The sequence below is a fragment of the Nonomuraea fuscirosea genome, assembly GCF_003001935.1.
Lineage (GTDB): Bacteria > Actinomycetota > Actinomycetes > Streptosporangiales > Streptosporangiaceae > Nonomuraea > Nonomuraea fuscirosea.
The window spans coordinates 158,914-174,775 of the sequence record NZ_PVNG01000008.1 but is presented as its reverse complement, the minus strand read 5'-3'; the positions used below and the strand labels follow the sequence as shown (position 1 = coordinate 174,775).

16 protein-coding genes are annotated in these 15,862 nt (G+C 72.7%); 3 read left to right on the top strand and 13 right to left on the bottom strand.

Features of this window, described 5'->3' with window-relative positions; translation table 11 throughout:
• Positions 1–47: 47 nt before the first annotated feature.
• The 4 genes from B0I32_RS19975 to B0I32_RS19960 all read right to left on the bottom strand — a co-directional run bounded on the left by B0I32_RS19975 (position 48) and on the right by B0I32_RS19960 (position 6,014).
• Positions 48–3,296 carry a BTAD domain-containing putative transcriptional regulator gene (locus B0I32_RS19975; protein WP_181307564.1) on the bottom strand — a complete coding sequence of 1,083 codons (3,249 nt, stop codon included), beginning with the start codon at positions 3,294–3,296 and terminating at the stop codon, positions 48–50.
• 124 nt (positions 3,297–3,420) lie between these two features.
• Entirely contained in the window at positions 3,421–4,314 is an 894-nt protein-coding gene (locus tag B0I32_RS19970) for a C40 family peptidase (RefSeq protein ID WP_106241422.1), read from the bottom strand.
• Positions 4,315–4,464: 150 nt separating this feature from the next.
• Complete coding sequence (locus B0I32_RS19965) at positions 4,465–4,878, bottom strand: hypothetical protein (RefSeq protein ID WP_106241420.1); 414 nt, start codon at positions 4,876–4,878, stop codon at positions 4,465–4,467.
• Positions 4,875–6,014 carry a molybdopterin-dependent oxidoreductase gene (locus B0I32_RS19960; RefSeq protein WP_106241417.1) on the bottom strand — a complete coding sequence of 380 codons (1,140 nt, stop codon included), beginning with the start codon at positions 6,012–6,014 and terminating at the stop codon, positions 4,875–4,877. The genes B0I32_RS19965 and B0I32_RS19960 overlap by 4 nt, the downstream gene beginning before the upstream one ends.
• Positions 6,015–6,195: 181 nt before the next feature.
• Here B0I32_RS19960 and B0I32_RS19955 point away from each other — a divergent pair, with 181 nt between their 5' ends.
• The gene (locus B0I32_RS19955; protein WP_106241414.1) at positions 6,196–7,962 is read left to right on the top strand and encodes an MOSC and FAD-binding oxidoreductase domain-containing protein; all 1,767 of its coding nucleotides are present in this window, start codon (positions 6,196–6,198) and stop codon (positions 7,960–7,962) included.
• 28 nt (positions 7,963–7,990) lie between these two features.
• On the opposite strand, the gene B0I32_RS19950 is transcribed toward B0I32_RS19955, so the two are convergent.
• From B0I32_RS19950 to B0I32_RS19935, 4 genes are all read right to left on the bottom strand, one after another.
• Entirely contained in the window at positions 7,991–8,506 is a 516-nt protein-coding gene (locus B0I32_RS19950) for a peroxiredoxin family protein (protein WP_106241412.1), read from the bottom strand.
• A 95-nt stretch (positions 8,507–8,601) separates the two neighbouring features.
• Positions 8,602–8,823, bottom strand: a complete 222-nt coding sequence (locus B0I32_RS19945) for a hypothetical protein (protein WP_106241409.1) — start codon at positions 8,821–8,823, stop codon at positions 8,602–8,604.
• Entirely contained in the window at positions 8,820–9,491 is a 672-nt protein-coding gene (locus B0I32_RS19940; protein WP_106241408.1) for a sigma-70 family RNA polymerase sigma factor, read from the bottom strand. The genes B0I32_RS19945 and B0I32_RS19940 overlap by 4 nt, the downstream gene beginning before the upstream one ends.
• A 24-nt stretch (positions 9,492–9,515) precedes the next feature.
• On the bottom strand, positions 9,516–10,397 hold the full coding sequence (locus B0I32_RS19935) for an SDR family oxidoreductase (protein WP_106241405.1): 882 nt from the start codon (positions 10,395–10,397) through the stop codon (positions 9,516–9,518).
• 87 nt (positions 10,398–10,484) lie between these two features.
• Between B0I32_RS19935 and B0I32_RS19930 the strand changes: the two genes are divergently transcribed.
• Entirely contained in the window at positions 10,485–11,063 is a 579-nt protein-coding gene (locus B0I32_RS19930; protein WP_106241857.1) for a TetR/AcrR family transcriptional regulator, read from the top strand.
• A gap of 33 nt (positions 11,064–11,096) precedes the next feature.
• On the opposite strand, the gene B0I32_RS19925 is transcribed toward B0I32_RS19930, so the two are convergent.
• From B0I32_RS19925 to B0I32_RS19910, 4 genes are all read right to left on the bottom strand, one after another.
• Positions 11,097–12,302, bottom strand: a complete 1,206-nt coding sequence (locus B0I32_RS19925; RefSeq protein ID WP_106241402.1) for a sensor histidine kinase — start codon at positions 12,300–12,302, stop codon at positions 11,097–11,099.
• A gap of 119 nt (positions 12,303–12,421) precedes the next feature.
• Positions 12,422–12,850: a DUF5980 family protein gene (locus B0I32_RS19920; protein ID WP_106241401.1), complete on the bottom strand. Its 429-nt coding sequence runs from the start codon at positions 12,848–12,850 to the stop codon at positions 12,422–12,424.
• A gap of 101 nt (positions 12,851–12,951) precedes the next feature.
• On the bottom strand, positions 12,952–13,863 hold the full coding sequence (locus B0I32_RS19915; RefSeq protein WP_106241398.1) for an alpha/beta fold hydrolase: 912 nt from the start codon (positions 13,861–13,863) through the stop codon (positions 12,952–12,954).
• A 165-nt stretch (positions 13,864–14,028) separates the two neighbouring features.
• Positions 14,029–14,979, bottom strand: coding sequence for a GlxA family transcriptional regulator (locus B0I32_RS19910; protein ID WP_106241396.1), 951 nt, complete (start codon positions 14,977–14,979; stop codon positions 14,029–14,031).
• Between the two features lie 70 nt (positions 14,980–15,049).
• Between B0I32_RS19910 and B0I32_RS19905 the strand changes: the two genes are divergently transcribed.
• Entirely contained in the window at positions 15,050–15,379 is a 330-nt protein-coding gene (locus B0I32_RS19905) for a cupin domain-containing protein (RefSeq protein ID WP_219911900.1), read from the top strand.
• Between the two features lie 6 nt (positions 15,380–15,385).
• On the opposite strand, the gene B0I32_RS19900 is transcribed toward B0I32_RS19905, so the two are convergent.
• Positions 15,386–15,709 carry an STAS domain-containing protein gene (locus tag B0I32_RS19900; protein WP_106241394.1) on the bottom strand — a complete coding sequence of 108 codons (324 nt, stop codon included), beginning with the start codon at positions 15,707–15,709 and terminating at the stop codon, positions 15,386–15,388.
• Positions 15,710–15,862: the final 153 nt, after the last annotated feature.

Here is a 15,862-nt window from a genome sequence, read left to right as displayed (position 1 = left end):
TGCCTCGTGCGGGGCTCACACGAGGCGACCTGACGCGGGGCGGGTGCTCAGCGGCTCGCCGCGTCCAGCGCGGCCCGGGCGCGGCTTTCGAGCAGGCGGAAACCGCAGGAGCCGGCGATCGCCACGGCCCGCTCGGCGATGCGGCGCGCGGAAGCCGGATCGCCGGCGGAGAGCCGGGTGGTGGCCAGGCCGACCAGAGCCCGCGCCTCCACGAACGGGTAGATGCCGCGCGCGATCGTCACGCAGCGCTCGAACCACTCGGCGGCGGCCCGCACCTCGCCCAGCGCGTGGTAAGCCTGGGCCGCGGTGGCCGCGGTGTGCGCCGTGGCCTTCCTGTCGTGGACCGCGATCGCCATGTCGTACGCCCGCCGTGCCACCTCCAGCGCGGTGGCGGCGTCCCCGCGCTGCAGGTGCAGCTGGCTCAGCTCGTCCAGGGTGGACAGCTCGCCACGCAGGTCGGCCCTCTTCCGGTAGGCCGCCAGCACGCCGGTGAGCAGCTCGAAGGCCTGCCGCTCCGAGCCGAGCTGACGCAGCGCGCTGGCCAGGTTGCCCCGGTTCGCCAGCGCCGAGGTCTCCCTGCCCGTCGTCTCGTTGATCTCCAGCGCCGCGTCGAGCAGGTCGGCGGCCTCCCACAGCTCGCCCTGGCACAACCGCATCACCCCGAGCCCGTTGAGCGCGACCGCCCGTACGTGGTCGAGCGGGTCGTCCTCGGTAAGGTCGAGCGCGCGGCGCATCCACTTCTCCGCGTCGGCGAGCCTGCCCTGCTCCAGCTGGTGCCAGCCGATGTGGTGGGACAGGTACGCCGCGGCCGTCGTCCAGCCGGTGGCGACCGCGAGCCGCTCACCGGCGAGGGAGTCCGCCAGCGCCTCCTCGTCCCGGCCGACCGACCACAGCGCCTGGCCGCGGCTGATCAGCATCGCGGTACGCGCGACGTCGTCGCCGGCCAGGACGGCCGCCTCCATGCCCGCCTCGGCCGCGGGCAACCAGCCGTCGATGTGCCGGCGGATCAGGAAGTAGCCGCGTAGCTGGTCGGTGATCCGCCAGGCCGGCGCGCGGTCGGCGGTCGCCGCCGTGTGCTTGACGACGGCGACCAGCGCGGGCAGCTCGGCGTCCAGCCAGGCGAGGGCGTCGGACTCGGTGGCGAAGACCGACTCCCGGTCCGCGTGCGTGTGGAGCCGTACGAGCTGCGGGTAGACCCACTCCATCGCGGCCGTCACCGCGTCGGTGTACCAGGTGTACAGCCGCGAGCGGGCGATCTCGCCCTCGGCGTCGTCGGCGAGCAACCTCCGGGCGTACAGGCCGAGCAGGTCGTGGAAGCGGTAGCGGTCGGTCGCGTACTGCATCAGCATGTTCGCCTCGAGCAGGTCCTCCAGCAGGCGGTCGGCCTCGGGCGCCGGCATGGCCAGGAGGGCGCCGGTGCTGTCGGCGCCGAAGTCGTCGGCGGGATGCAGCCCGCACAGCCGGAACGCGCGCTGGGCCGCGGCGCTCAGGTCGGCGTAGCCGAGCTGGAAGCTGGTGAGCACGCTCGACTCGCCGGTGGACAGCTCGGTGAGCCTGCGGTTGTCGTCGTGCAGCCGGCGGGTCAGGTCGCCGATGGTCCACGCCTGCCGGGTGGCCAGCCGCGCGCTGGCGATGCGCAGCGCGAGCGGCAGCCGGGCGCACGCCTCGGCGAGCGCGCCGGCCGCGCCGGGGTCGGCGTCGATCCGGTGCGCTCCCGCGGTCGCGGCGATCAGCGCGATCGATTCCGCCGGGTTGAGCGGTTCGAGGTGTACGGCGCTCGCGCCGGCCAGGCCGGGCATCCTGCGCCGGCTGGTCACGATCAGATCGCTGCCGCCCGCGCCGGGCAGCAGCGGCAGCACCTGGCCGGCGTCGTGCGCGTTGTCCAGCAGCACCAGCATCCGCCGGTCGGCGAGCTCGCTCCTGAACAACGCGGCCGCCTCGGTCTCGTCGGTCCCGATCCGCCGGCCCGGCACGCCGAGCGCGCGCAGGAACCGGCCGAGCACCCGCATCGGCTCCGGCCCGGCCGCGGTGGGACCGCGCAGGTCGGCGTAGAGCTGGCCGTCGGGGTATTCCGCGCGTAACCGGTGCGCGGCGGCGAGCGCGAGCGCGGTCTTGCCGACTCCGGCGATGCCGTCGATCAGCACGATCCGGGGCGCGGCCGATCCAGGTTCCCGGCCCGTCCTGGCGAGCGCGGCCTCGATCCCGGCCAGCTCGTCCGTCCTGCCGACGAAGTCGGGCGGCGCGGCGGGCGCCTGCTGGATCGCGGTGTGCCCCATCGCCCGCCGGGCCTGCCGCTCCTGCTGCCGCAGCACCGCGAGCTGGGCGTTCCTGAGCCGCTCGCCCGGATCGATGCCGAGCTGGTCGGCCAGTGCCGACCTGATCCGCTCGTACGCGGCCAGCGCCTCCGCCTGTCTGCCGCTCGCGGCCAGCGTCAGGATCAGCTCGGCGTACAGCGGCTCGTCCAGTTCGTGCCGGAGCGCGAGCCGGCGCACCGGCCCCAGTGCCCGCTCCGGCCTGCCCAGGTCGCGGGCCAGGGTGGCGAACGTCTGGACGGTGGCGGCGTACTCGCCGGTCACCGCGGTGTAGAGCGGGCTCGCCGCGACCCGGTCGGCGTCGATCTCACCGCGCCACAGGGCCACGGCCCCGGCCAGCCGGGCCAGCGCCTCCTCCGGCGCGTCGTACGCCGCGCGCGCCGCGAGGTCGCGGAACTCCAGCAGGTCCAGCTGATCGGCGGTGAGCGCGAGCCGGTATCCGTGCCGGCCGCCGAGCAGCACGCTTGCCGTACCCGGCCCGGAGTCCAGCAGCCGCCGCAACCTGGCCACGTGCGTGTGCAGCAGGCTGACCGCACGTCGGCCCGGACGAGAGGCGCCGCCGTGCGGCCACAGGAGCTCGATGAGCTCGTCCTGACCGGCCGCCGCGCCGGCGCCGAGCGCGAGCCGGGCGAGCAGCGTGCGTTGCAGGTCGGAGCCGAGCGGCGCCTGGACCTCGCCGTGCCAGACCTCGATCGGGCCGAGCACGCGGACGCGCAGCGGGCCGCCGCGAACCGGATCGGTCGCGTCGTGCCGGGTGCGGCGCGCCTCGGCGGCGGCGTGCAGCTGCTCGGTGTCGGGCCCGCTCAGCCCGAGCGCGACGGCGATGGCCTGGACCGAGTCCCGCTTCGGGCTTCTCGTCCTGCCCTGTTCCAGATCTCGGATCGCGCCCGCGCTCACGCCCGCGCGGTCCGCGAGCTGCCGCTGGGTCAGCCCGCTGCGGCGGCGATGGGCGCGCAGCAGCCCGCCGAAGCTGGTCCCGCTCACTCGTGCCTGAACCCAGTGAGCGGAACGTCGGTCCACGGCCTTCGGGGCACCGCACGATCTTAGATCAGGAACACGCCGAGGCCCAGTGTGCCGAGCTCGGCACACTGGGCCTCGGCGAGAGCTGTCAGTCGGTCGGTACGGTCGCCACGCCGAGGATGCGGAAGGCCGCGACGCGGACGTTGCGCAGGCCGCCCTCGGGATGGACGGAGACCTTGGTGCCCGGTTCGAGCGCGTCGAGCACGTTGCCGTCCCCCTCCCAGAACGACACGTGGCCGACGGCTTCATCGGTCGTCCTGTAGAAGATCAGGTCACCGACCTTCAGGTCGGACCAGGCGACGGACTTGGCGTAGAACTTCGACGGGGACTGGTGGCTCTCCGCCCACCTCCACATGTCGACGGCACGGCGGACGGGCCAGCCGGGGAAGTTGCCGATCGGGTTGTAGGAGGCGTAGACGAGGCCCGAGCAGTCGTAGCCGGGCTTGGCCGGTGTTCCCTCACCGCCGAGCACGTAGTCCACGCCACGCTTCGCCATGGCGTTCTTGTGGCCGATCATGCTCCAGTTGTAGATCTCTCGCACCCGGGTGCACCCGATGTCCTGCGCTTGGGTGCCGTTCTGGATCTGCACCCTCAAGTGGTTGATGTTGCCGATGTTCGCGGGGTTCCAGTCGGACTTCAGGCCCACGTCGTGAGTGCCGTTGCCGCTGTTGAGGACGAAGTGCGCGTCGCCGCTGGGGAACACGAACGGCGCGGCGTCGTGGTCGGCGTCATGAGCCTGGATCCGCAGCACCGGGGAGAAGCCGGGCGCCGTGCCGGTGTCGTCGACCCGCCAGCGGACGGTCACCCTGTCGCCGGCCTTCCAGTCGACCTGGAGGAAGCTCCTGGCGCCGTCGCATTCGGTGGTGAGCGTACCGCTCGGGTTGCTCAGGCCGTCGGCGGAGGCGGAGGGCGCGTGCACGAAGACGGCGCTGGTGGTCGCGGCTAAGAAGGCCACGACCGACGTGATGATGGCGGATTTCACTGGTTTCCCTTCATACGGCTGCCCGGCCGCGGGTCCGGTCGAGGTCCAGATCTTGGGGCGTCTTGACCTGAACGCTAGGGACCGCCGCTGGCGCGGTGCTGTCCGTACTCCGCCCGTACCGGATCTCGCGTCGGAAGGGATCGAGCCGCGTCAGCGATCCGGATCGGACGGCTCGGGCGTGCGGCCCCCGCGCTTGGGTCGCACCGCGTTCCACAGCCGGGGAGCCAGTGCGGCGAGAGCGAGCAGGCCCAGGAGGAGCAGCAGGTTGCGGACGTAGTCGAGGGGGAGGATCGACGGGTTGTCGGTCCGCCGGCCCAGCGCCAGCACGGTCGGCAGGGTCGCGAGCGTCACCGTGCCGGCCACGATCGCGGCGGCCCGCGCCGCCCGGCCCGTCCGGCGCAGGGCCAGGCCGATCAGCAGGACCACGGGAGCCAGGATCCCGTCATGCGCCACCGCGACGCCGCCGAACCACAGGGCCCAGCCGATCGGGGCGCTGTCCAGGAACAATCCGGTGAAGCCGAGGCCCACCAGGGCGGCGCCGGCCGCGTACAGGACCCACCTCATGCGACCCTCACCGTGCCGATCCACTTGGTCTGCATGACGCCGGGCCGGTTGGGCGCGATCAGCCGCACCGGGTAGCCGTGGTCGGGGTCCAGCGTGCGGCCGTTCAGCTTGAGTGCCAGCAGGGTCAGCGGGTCGTTCCAGTGCGGGGGGCGTACCTCGCTGGTGCGGTAGTAGCCGCTGCGTTCGAGGGATTCGACCGTCAGGAACGCGTCCGGCGCGGCGCCCGCCCGGGTGATCAGGTCACGCAGGCGTACGCCCGTCCACTCGCACTCCACGCTCCAGCCCTCCACGCAGGCGATCGGCAGCCGTACCGTGTGCTGGGGCAGGGCGGCGAGGTCGGCGTACGCGAGCGACAACTCCGTCCGCACGGCTCCCGTCACGACCAGCCGGTACGCCGGATCGCCCGGCGCCACCGTCACCCCCGCCGCCACGGCCGACCGGTTGACCGGCACGCCCTGCGGCCCCGCGTCCGGATCGCGCGGCGCCAGCACCGCCAGCCCCCTCAGCGGCGTGACCGCCTCGCCCACCGTGACCAGCGCCGCCACGCCGCACGCGGCGGCGACCGTGCCCAGGAAGCGGCGCCGGTCGGGGTCCTCCACGCGTACCCACAGATGCCGCCGCACCTTGGACCACTCGTTGACGGCGTGAATGACGAGCGCGCCGTAGACGATGAAGGCGGTCCAGTAGTGCGCCTGGACGAACCCGAACGGCCACGGGTAGGTGTAGGCGATGTTCAGCAGCCCCGTGACGAGCTGGAACAGCGCGCCCGCGACCAGCAGCAGCACGAACAGCCGCTCGGCCGCGTGTCCCGCGGAGCGGAACGGCGGCCACTGCCACAGCTTCGGGTAGACCGTCCACAGCTTGGCCAGCAGCAGCGGGACCGTGGCGATGCCGCCGATGACGTGGAGACCCTGCGTCACCCGGTAGAGGTTGACCGGCCGCGACGGCCACAGCAGCCAGGCCGGCGGATGCTGGGTGAAGTGGCTGAAGAGGCCGGTCGCGAAGGCGACGGTGAAGCTGATCCCCAGCCACATCCCCAGCTTGGCCGCCACCCGTTCCGAGCGCAGCCGGCTGGTGAACCTGCCGGGCAACGACCGGCCGAAGGTCACCGCGATGCTTGTCAAGCGCCTGCTCATGTCTCGAAGCCTGACACCGCCGGGCGCTCCGGTGGCCGTCCCTGCCGGTACCGTCCGCGGTCCGTAAGAAGTGCGTCCGGGGCCGCCGCCGGTCCAGCGTGGCGGTCGCGGTCGCCGGACGGCCGCTGGTTAGTGTGGAGGTGAACGGCCATGTGGGGTGAACGACACCACAACGAGGATCATGACGGCGAAGCTCTTGTCGGTGAACGTCGGGATGCCGAAGGACGTGTCCTGGCAGGGCAGGACCGTGCACACGGGCGTGTGGAAACATCCCGTCACCGGCCCGCGCCTGGTCCGGCGGCTCAACATCGACGGCGACGGCCAGGGCGACCTCCAAGGGCACGGCGGCGAGCAGCGGGCCGTGCTCGTCTACCAGATCCAGTCCTACGCCCACTGGCAGGAGCACTTCGGCCGCTCCGACTTCGAGTACGGCCAGTTCGGGGAGAACTTCACCGTCGACGGGCTGCCCGACGACGAGGTGTGCGTCGGCGACCGCTACCGCATCGGGGAGGCGGAGTTCGAGGTCACCCAGCCGCGGGTCACCTGTTACCGGGTCGGCATGCGGCTCGGCGAGCCGGAACTGCCCGCCCTGCTCGTCTCCCACCATCGGCCGGGCTTCTACCTGCGTGTCATCACCGAGGGTGTGGTGCGGGCGGGGGACGACATCGTCAAGACGCGGACCGGGCCCGGGGCGCTCAGCGTGGCCGACATCGACGCGCTGCTCTACCTGCCGGGCCGCGACCCGGACCACCTTCGCAGAGCGCTCGCCATCCCGGCGCTCAGCCCGGGCTGGCAGCAGTCGTTCCGCGACATGACCGCCGCCCGGGCCGCCGCTGGGACCGCTGCTGGGGCCGGCGCTGGAGTCGGGGCGCGGGCCGAGGCGTGGCCGGGGTTCCGGCCGCTGCGGGTCACCGGGCTCGTGCACGAGACCCCGTCCGTGCTCTCCGTCGAGCTCGCAGCGGACGACGGAGGCGCGCTGCCCGCCGCCGAGGCCGGGCAGTACCTCACGCTCCGGGTCGGCGGCGCCGGCGATCCGGCGCCGGTACGCAGTTACTCCCTCTCCTCCGCGCCCGGCGCGGCCGCGTACCGGGTGAGCGTGAAACGGGAGGAGCTCGGCCTGGTCAGCCGTTACCTGCACACCGGCCTGCGGGTCGGCGCGGTGCTGGAGGTGGCGGCTCCGCGCGGCGACTTCGTCCTCGTCCCGGAAGCCGGGCCGGTGGTCCTCGTCTCGGCCGGCGTCGGCGCGACCCCGGTCATGGCGATGCTGCACCGCCTGGCCGCCGAGCACACGGCGCGGCCGGTCTGGTGGATCCACGCGGCACGCAACCGCCGCGAGCACCTCTTCGCCCGCGAGGCCCACGCCCTGCTGCGCGGTCTGCCCGAAGCCCACGAACACGTCTTCTACACGGCGCAGCACGACGCGACCGACGATGGGGACGGGGTGCTGGCCGAGGTTCATCGGGGACGTCCCACGCTGGAGAGCATGGCGGCGCTCGGGCTGCCCGCCGACGCCACCGCCTACCTGTGCGGTCCCGCCCCGTTCATGGCCGCCATGCGCACGACGCTCACCACGATCGGCCTGGCGGACGACCGCATCCACACCGAACTGTTCGGCGCGCTCGCCGCGATCAACCCGGGCCTCACGGCCAGGCCGGCGGTGGCGCCGCACCAGCCGCCGGGCGAGCCGGGCACCGGGCCGCTGATCACCTTCGCCCGCAGCGGCCTGTCGGTCCGCTGGTCGCCACGCCACCGTTCGGTGCTCGATCTCGCGGACGCCTGCGACGTGCCGACCCGCTGGTCCTGCCGTACGGGGGTCTGCCACACCTGCACGACGCCGCTCCTGGCCGGGGACGTGGAATACGCCCCCGACCCGCTGGAGCCACCGCCCGCCGGCGAGGTCCTCATCTGCTGCGCCAGGCCGCGCCACGACCTGGTGCTCGACCTCTGACGCAGTGACCCTGAGGTACGGCGGCGGATCAGCCCGCCGCGTGCTCGCGGATGTAGCGGATCATGCCGGCGACGTCCTCGGGGACGAGGCGGCCGATGGCCCCGCTGGAGTACACGCTGACGATGACCCTGCCGTCAGGGCCGAGCACGAAGCCGGTCGAATCCAGGTAGACGGGATCGGTGTGCACGAACGCGCCCGTCGCCGCCGCGAACGCGGCCGCGTCGGCGCTGTGGCCCACCGGGAACGTCAGGCCGTGCTTGGCGATCAGCTCCTTGGTGGTGGCTTCGTCGTCGACCGAGACCGCGACCACCTTGACGTCCAGCTCGGCGAGCTTGTCCAGCGACCGCTGGAACGCGCGCAGCTGGGCGTTGCAGTACGGGCACCACGAGCCCCGGTAGAAGAGCACCACGCCGAAGCCGCCGGCGAGGGCGTCGGGCAGCCGGAGTTCGTCGCCGCCGGGCAGCGACAGCGTGAGTGCCGGAAATGCGTCACCTGGGTGCAGCAGGCTCGCCGGAGCGGCCTTGCCGTTGACTGAATCGGTCATACCCGGTTGGCGGCGGCCACCGGCGAAGTCTTACCCCTGTGTGACGCTCATCACAGCGACGCCGCCGACCGGACGCCGACGACATGGCGGTCGGCTCAGTCGTCCTGACCGGTGACCGCGGCCAGCAGGCCCTCGAAGTCGTCCGAGCACGGGCCGCACGCGCGCAGGTGCGCGGCGATGCCGGGGTGGCGCCGTTCGGCCCCGGTGTCCTGCGCCACCAGCTCGACGTAGACGTGGAGCAGTTCCATCGCCTGCGCGCAGCCCACGTCGCGCGGGTCGGTCCGCAGGAAGCGGTCCAGCTCAGCCCAGCCGTTCACGATCGCCTCACCATGCCGTCGTCCATGAGACCGGCCGCGGCGAGCGCGGCCCGGAGCTTACGCCTGGCGTCGAACATCGTCTTGTAGATCGCGTTCCGGTTGGTGCCGAGCTCGGCGGCCAGGGCGTCCGGCGGAACCCCGGTGAGCACCAGCGCGACGAAGATGCGGCGTTGCCGTTCGGTCAGCTTCTCCTCGACGGCCCGGCGCAGCGCGGCCACCAGATCGCGCCATTCGGACTCGGCGGCCGGGTCGAGCCCGAACCGGTCGGGCAACCGCTCCCAGTCGTCGATTTCGAGCGGTACGCGGGGATTGCGCCAGAAATGCCGGCTGACCTTCGCCGACACCTCCAGGATGACGAACTTGTAGGCCCAGGTCGTGAACCGGCTCTCACCGCGGAAGTCGCCGACCTTGTCGATGATGGCCAGCAGCGCGTCGGCCGCGGCCTGGTGGGCGAGGTCGTCGAGCTCGGGGCCGGTGACGCCGAACCGTGCGCTCCGCCTGCGCACCTCGCTTCTGCCGATGCGCAGGAGCAGCGCGTGCAGCCGCTCGACGGCCGCCCGCCGATCCGGCTCCGAGCCGCGCAGCGCGCGCAGCCACCCGGCCGACTCGGGATCGAGCGAGACGGGGCCGGTCGTGCTCTCGCCTGTCCGGTCGTGTGCCGTCGCCACCCTGCCATGGTAACGGCCCGGCCCTCAGGGCCCAACGTTCTCCAGGTCCGCGAGCAGGCTCGGGTGCTTCGGCTCCCAGCCGAGCGCCTGCCGGGTGTGGGCGCTGGACGAGGGCTGGTCGGTGACGAAGATCGAGCCGAGCGGGCCGTAGGTCTCCGGCGGCACCGACTCGACCGGCAGGCCCAGCCGGCGGCCGATGACCGCGGCGATGTCACGTACCTGGTCGCCCTCGTCGGCCACGGCGTGCCAGGCCGTGCCGGCCGGCGCCGTCTCCAGGGCGAGCCGGAACAGGACCGCCGCGTCGAGCGCGTGCACGGCCGGCCAGCGCTGGGTGCCGTCACCCGGGTAGCCGGACACTCCGCTCTGGCGGGCGATGCCGGTGAGCAGGCCGGCGAATCCGCCCGTGCCCTGGTTGTGCACCGTACGCGGCAGGCGTACGGCCGTGCTGCGGACTCCGCGCCCGGCCAGGCCCAGGACCGCCATGACCGCGCGACCGCGACCGCCGACCGGTCCTTCGGTCCACACCGGGTCGGTCTCGGTGGAGGCGCGGCCCGGCACGTGCGGCGTGCCAGAGGCGACGACGAAGGGACGGTCGCTGCCGGCGAGTTCCTCCCCGAGGGTGGCGAGGGCGGCGCTCTCCTCGGCGACCGCCCGCGTGAGGGCGTCGGCGCTGCTGAAGTCGTTGGCGAAGGCCAGGTGGATCACGCCGTCGGCCTGGCCGGCGCCGGCGCGCAGGACGTCCAGATCGGCGAGACCTCCCCGCAGCGGCTCGGCGCCCGCCTCCTTGGCGGCCCGCGCCGAGGCGTCGGAGCGGGCGAGGGCGAGGACGGTGTGGCCGTGGCCGAGCAGTTCGGCGACGACGGCGGAGCCGATCAGGCCGGTGCCGCCGGTGATGAAGACGCGCATGGAACACTCCCGCAAGTCATGGGACTCTTGTCCCATCACTCTAGCAGGGTGATGGGACTAAGGTCCCATCACGTTACGATGGAGCACATGGGCCGATGGGAACCAGGTGCGCGCGAACGCCTCGTCGTGGCCGCCGTCGACCTGTTCACCGAGCAGGGATACGACGCCACCACGGTCGCGCAGATCGCCGAGCGCGCCGGAGTCACCAAGAGCACCTTCTTCCGCCACTTTCCCGACAAACGGGAGCTGCTGGTGGCCGGTCAGGAGACGCTGAGCCGGCTGCTGGCCGAGGGGATCGCCGAGGCGCCCGCCGACGCCAGCCCGCTGGAGGCGGTCGCGGCCGGTCTCCGGCGCGCGTCGAGCACGATGGGCCCGGCGAACCGCGAGTTCGCCCCCCGGCTGAAGGCGGCCATCGCCGCCAGCGGCGAGCTGCAGGAACGTGACGCGCTCAAGTCGGTCAGCCTCGCGGCCGCGATGACCACCGCGCTGGTCGCGCGCGGCGTGCCCGACCCGATCGCGGCGCTCGCGGGCGAGCTGGGCGTGCTCGCCTTCAAGCGCGGTTACCAGGAGTGGTCGGAGGGCGAACGCGACGGCGACGACGACCTGGCCGGCTACGCCCTGGCCGCCCTGGACGACCTGCGCGCGGCCAGCGCGGCCCTGGGCTGACCCGCTCGCCTGACGCGGCGATCGCCGCCGGCTCTACGCGCCGGCGACGCTGGTGGCCCGCTCGTCCCGGCCCGCGGCCGGTTCCGCCTCCGCCGCTGCCGTGGGGACGTGAGCCCGTACGGCGAAGCCGCCGTCCGTCTGCCGGGCCGCGCTGAACGCGCCGCCCAGCGCCTCGACCCGGTCGCGCAGCCCGGCCAGGCCGCGCCCGCTCCCGCCGGGCGAACCGGACCGCGAGCCGGTGCCGTCGTCGGCGACCTCCACCTCGATCGCCTGCTCACCATGGCGAACGCGGACCAAGGTGTGGGCGCCGTGGGCGTATTTGAGGGCGTTCGTCAGCGACTCCTGCACCACCCGGTAGATCACGAAGTGCGCGCCGCCGGACGGCTCCGCGGCCACGCCCTCCTCGGTGAACTCCACCGGCTGCCCGGCCTGGCGCGTCTGCTCCACCAGGGCCCGCAGGTCGCCGGCCGCCGGCGTCTCGGCGCCGGCGTCGTGCTCGGGGTCGAGCACGTCGAGCATGTGCCGCAGGTCGGTGATGGCCCGCCGGCCGGTGTCGGTGACGGCGCCGAGGATCTCGTCGAGCCGGTCGGGCGCGCCGGTCAGGTAGCGGGCGGCCTCGGCCTGGACGACGATCGCGGTCACGTGATGGGTCACCACGTCGTGCAGCTCGCGGGCGATGCGGGTGCGTTCGGCGGTACGGGTGGCCTCGGCGACGTGGCGGCGGCGTTCGGCCTCGACGGCCCTGGTGTTGCGCAGCCAGGCGCCGACGCCCCAGGCGAGCACCATCGACAGGTAGAACAGCGCGTGGTTGGCCGGCGTCTCCTGCCCGCCGGCCAGGTCGAGCGCGTACGCGAACCCCACGTACGCGAGCGACAGCAGCACCATCGTGACGCGCCGCCCCCGGCGCAGATGAGCCCCCGCGCTGACGAGCGCGAAGGGCAGCGCGGTGCCCCCCAGCGAGTGGAAGGCGAAGACCTGGTCCAGGGTGAAACCGATGGACACCAGGGCGACACAGACGATCGGCCACCGGCGGCGCACGGTCAGCGGCAGGCACTCCAGGGCGACGACCAGGATGGCCAGCGCGTCATAGGGCCGAGTGGGCAGGCCGCCGACCTGGGTGCCGTTGCCCTGGAACTCCGGCAGGAGCGGGACCACGGTCATGAGCAGCGCCACCGGGAAATCTCGTGCCGTGACGTCGCACCGCCGCCACAGCTCCTTGACTCGCCGCGTATCGATCACTGGTCGAGCCTAGTAAAGAAGTGGTCAAGTGAGGGAGCGGACGGCGTTGTTCACCGGTTTCGGTCGCCCCTCCCGGCGTCAGGGGTGTGACCCGGTCACGGGCCACACCCCCAAGCCTACTAGCAGCGCGTCTGCGAGGTGATCGTGATGGGGACGGACTGGGTCTCCTTCCCGCTGTAGGCGACCAGCGTCGGGGTGTAGACGCCGACCGGAAGCGGGGCGATCGAGATCTGCAGCCAGCCGTTGATCGTCGTCGCGCCGTTCTCAGGGTTGGGGTAGTTGGAACCGGGCGGGATCGCGTCGTCCGTGCTGGTCGTGCCGGGCGGCAGGTTCCGCAGCCCGACGTGGACCGTCTTCGACCACTTCCCGACGACCGCGGCCACGAAGTACGTGTTGGGGTGGCCGAAGTCCGACGTGACGCACATCCGCTGTTCGAGGTCGCGCAGCTCCCAGCTCGACGCCGAGGCGGAGGTGCTGCCGGCCAGCGCCAGCACCAGCCCGGCCGTCGCGCCGATGGTGAGCTTGGCGGCTCGGTTGCTCGTTCTCACGGCTGCCTCCTTGGTGCTTGTGCTGTGGATGGCTTACGCGTGAATTATTGAGCGTTTGACGATCTCTGTAAAGTTTCTCTTTTCGAGCGAAAGTTTCGGAGTCAGCCGGCCAGCGCCGCGACGCTCTCGATGGCCTTGACCGCGACCTCGGGCTGGTCGACGTAGATGTAGTGCTCGCTCTTCTCGGCCGTGGTCAGCCTGCTGCTGGTGGACAGGGCGAGCCAGGCCCGCTGACCCGCGGACCAGGCCTTCTCCAGCTTCGGCCCGTACGTGGGCAGCGCGGCGAGGTACGGCTTGCCGTGCTTGATCACCTCGACCGGGATGTCCCCGGCGGACTGCACCTTCCCGTCCGGGACGACGAGCTTCTCCGGGTTCTGCCCCGCGAAGACGGCCAGGTTCTGGGCGCGCAGTTCGGCCGCCGGGCCCTTGGCGGAGGCCGGGATGGCCTTCCTGATGTCGGCGGACATCGTGGACGGGGTGGCGTCCATCAGCACCAGGCCCTTGACCCGGTCCTTGTGCTCGGGGGCGTACCTGGCGGCGATCAGACCGCCCAGCGAGTGACCCGCGAGCACGACCGGCGCCTCACCGGCGACCCGGTCGAGCACCCCCGTGAGCACCTTTCCGCTGCTCGCGAAGGTCTGCGGGTCGTCGGGCTGGTCGCTCGCCCCCGAGCCCAGCCGGTCGTAGGAACAGACCCGGTTCCTGCCGCTCAGCGCCTTCTGCAGCGCCGCCAGCTTGTCCACCCCGTCACCGGCCCCGTGCAGCAGCACGACGACCGGCTTGCCCTCGGCCGCGTCGCCCGCGCACGACACGTTCACCGACTTCCCCTCGATCTTGATCTTCTGGGTGCCGTCGAACAGGTCCGTGTCGGTCTTCTTCTCGCCGTCGGCCTTCTCGGTGCCGGCGAGGGGGTCCCAGTCGTCCATCGCGTCGCTCTCGCAACCGGCGAGCCCCGCGCCGATCGCGGTGCAGCAGAGTGCGACGACAAGGGACCGCTTGATCTTGCGGAGCATTCGAGTCCTCCAGGGAGAGAAGTGACACCGGGACGGTTCACACGGCGGTGGGATCCGGCCGGAGCGCGGCGGCCATGCCGCTACGCTACGGATCCGGCCGCCCCGGCAGCGTCACCGCACGGTGGACAATCGCCGGTAGCTCGCACGGGGGACAGCCCCGGAGCCTCAGCCCCGCTTGGCGCGGAACGTCCTGCGGTAGGCGCCCGGCGTCGTGCCGAGCACGTTGACGAAGCGCCGGCGCAGGTTGACGGCCGAGGAGAGACCGACGCGTCTGGCCACGGCGTCCAGCGGCAGATCGGAGGATTCGAGCAGGTCCTGGGCCGCCGCGACGCGCCGCGACAGCAGCCACTGCCCGGGGCTGATGCCGAGCTGTTCGATGAAACGCCTGGTCAGGGTGCGCGCCGAGACGCCCGCGTGCGCGGCCATGCTCTCCACGCTCACCGCCTCGCCGAGCCGCCCGCTCACCCAGTCGAGCAGCGGCGCGAGCGTGCCGTCGATCTGCGCGGGACGCGCGGGCGCCGAGTACTGCAACTGGCCGCCCTCGCGGTGGGGCGGCATCACCATGGTGCGCGCGACGTGCGCGGCGTAGCGGGCGCCCTGGTCGTGCCGGACCAGATGCATGCACAGGTCGAGGCCGGCGCCCGCGCCGGCGCTGGTCGCGACGTCGCCGTGGTCCACGTACAGGACGCCGGGCTCGACCCGTACGTACGGGAACCGCGCCGCGAGCTGGCCCGCCAGCGCCCAGTGCGTGGTGGCCCGGCGTCCCTCCAGCAGACCGGCGTGCGCCAGCGCGAAGACGCCCGAGCAGATGCTGACCATTCGCGTCCCGCGCGCGTGCGCCCGGCGCAGGGCCGCGACGACCGCCGGTGAGGGCGGCTCGGTGGCCGGCAGCCAGCCGGGGACGATCACGGTGTCCGCGCCGTCGAGCGCGTCGAGCCCGTCGGTCACGAGCATGTCGTAGCCGGCGTGCGTCTCGACCGGGCCGGGACGCTCGGTGCACACGCCGAAGGCGTACCGGGTGGGCAGCCCGGCCCGCTCGATCCCGAACACCTGGGCCGCGCAGGCGAGCTCGAAGGTGGACTGCGGTGGCCGGACCAGCGCCACTACCCGGTGCATGTCAGAAAAGTACCTCATGATGTCTTTCCTGACACTCGGCCGGGCGGCCACCTTTCGCCAGGCTGGCACCATGACGACAGAACAGCAGGCGGACGCCTACGTGTGGTCCGCCGTCCAGGACGCCCCCGTCAGGGAGCTCTTCCCCGGCATCCGGCTACGCCCGCTGTGGAGCGGCGGGGACGCGAAGGCGTACGTGCTGGAGATGGACGCGAACACGCACTGGCAGGGCATCGACGTGCACGACCCGGGCCCGGAGGAGGTCTTCGTGGTCTCCGGTGTCTTCAACGACGGCGACCGGGACTATCCCGCCGGCACGTTCATCCACGCACCCGCGGGCTCCTCGCACGTCCCGCAGACGACCACGGGATGCACGCTCTTCCTCTTCTACCCGGAGGGATAGGGCCGCTCAGGCCGGGCGGCCGAAGTGGCGGGCCAGGCCGGTGATGTGCAGCAGCCGGGTCATGAAGGGGGGCACGCCGGCCAGGGTCAGCGTGATGCCCAGCGCGCGGGCGCGGGCCTGTACGCCGAGCAGCACGCCCAGTCCGCCGGCGCCGCAGAAGGTGACCTGGGACAGGTCGAGAACGAGGGTGCTGGTGCTGTGGCTCAGGGTGTTCAACAGCCGCTGGCGCAGCTGGGCGGTGTTGAAGATGTCGATGTCACCCGACAGGTGGACCACGGTGGGCTTGATGGTGCTCGCTTCGAGCGGCGCTACGGCTTCGATGACGGTCATTCGTCTCCTCTTCGGAACGACGGGAAGGGAAAAGTCGGTGGTGGAGCGGCCGGCCGGCAGCACGGCGAAGCTCTCGTGGCGGCCCTGGCCCAGAGCCGATCGGGAAGATCGCGGACGTGGCACCGCTGAGCGGTGTGCGCGGATCGGTTTCGG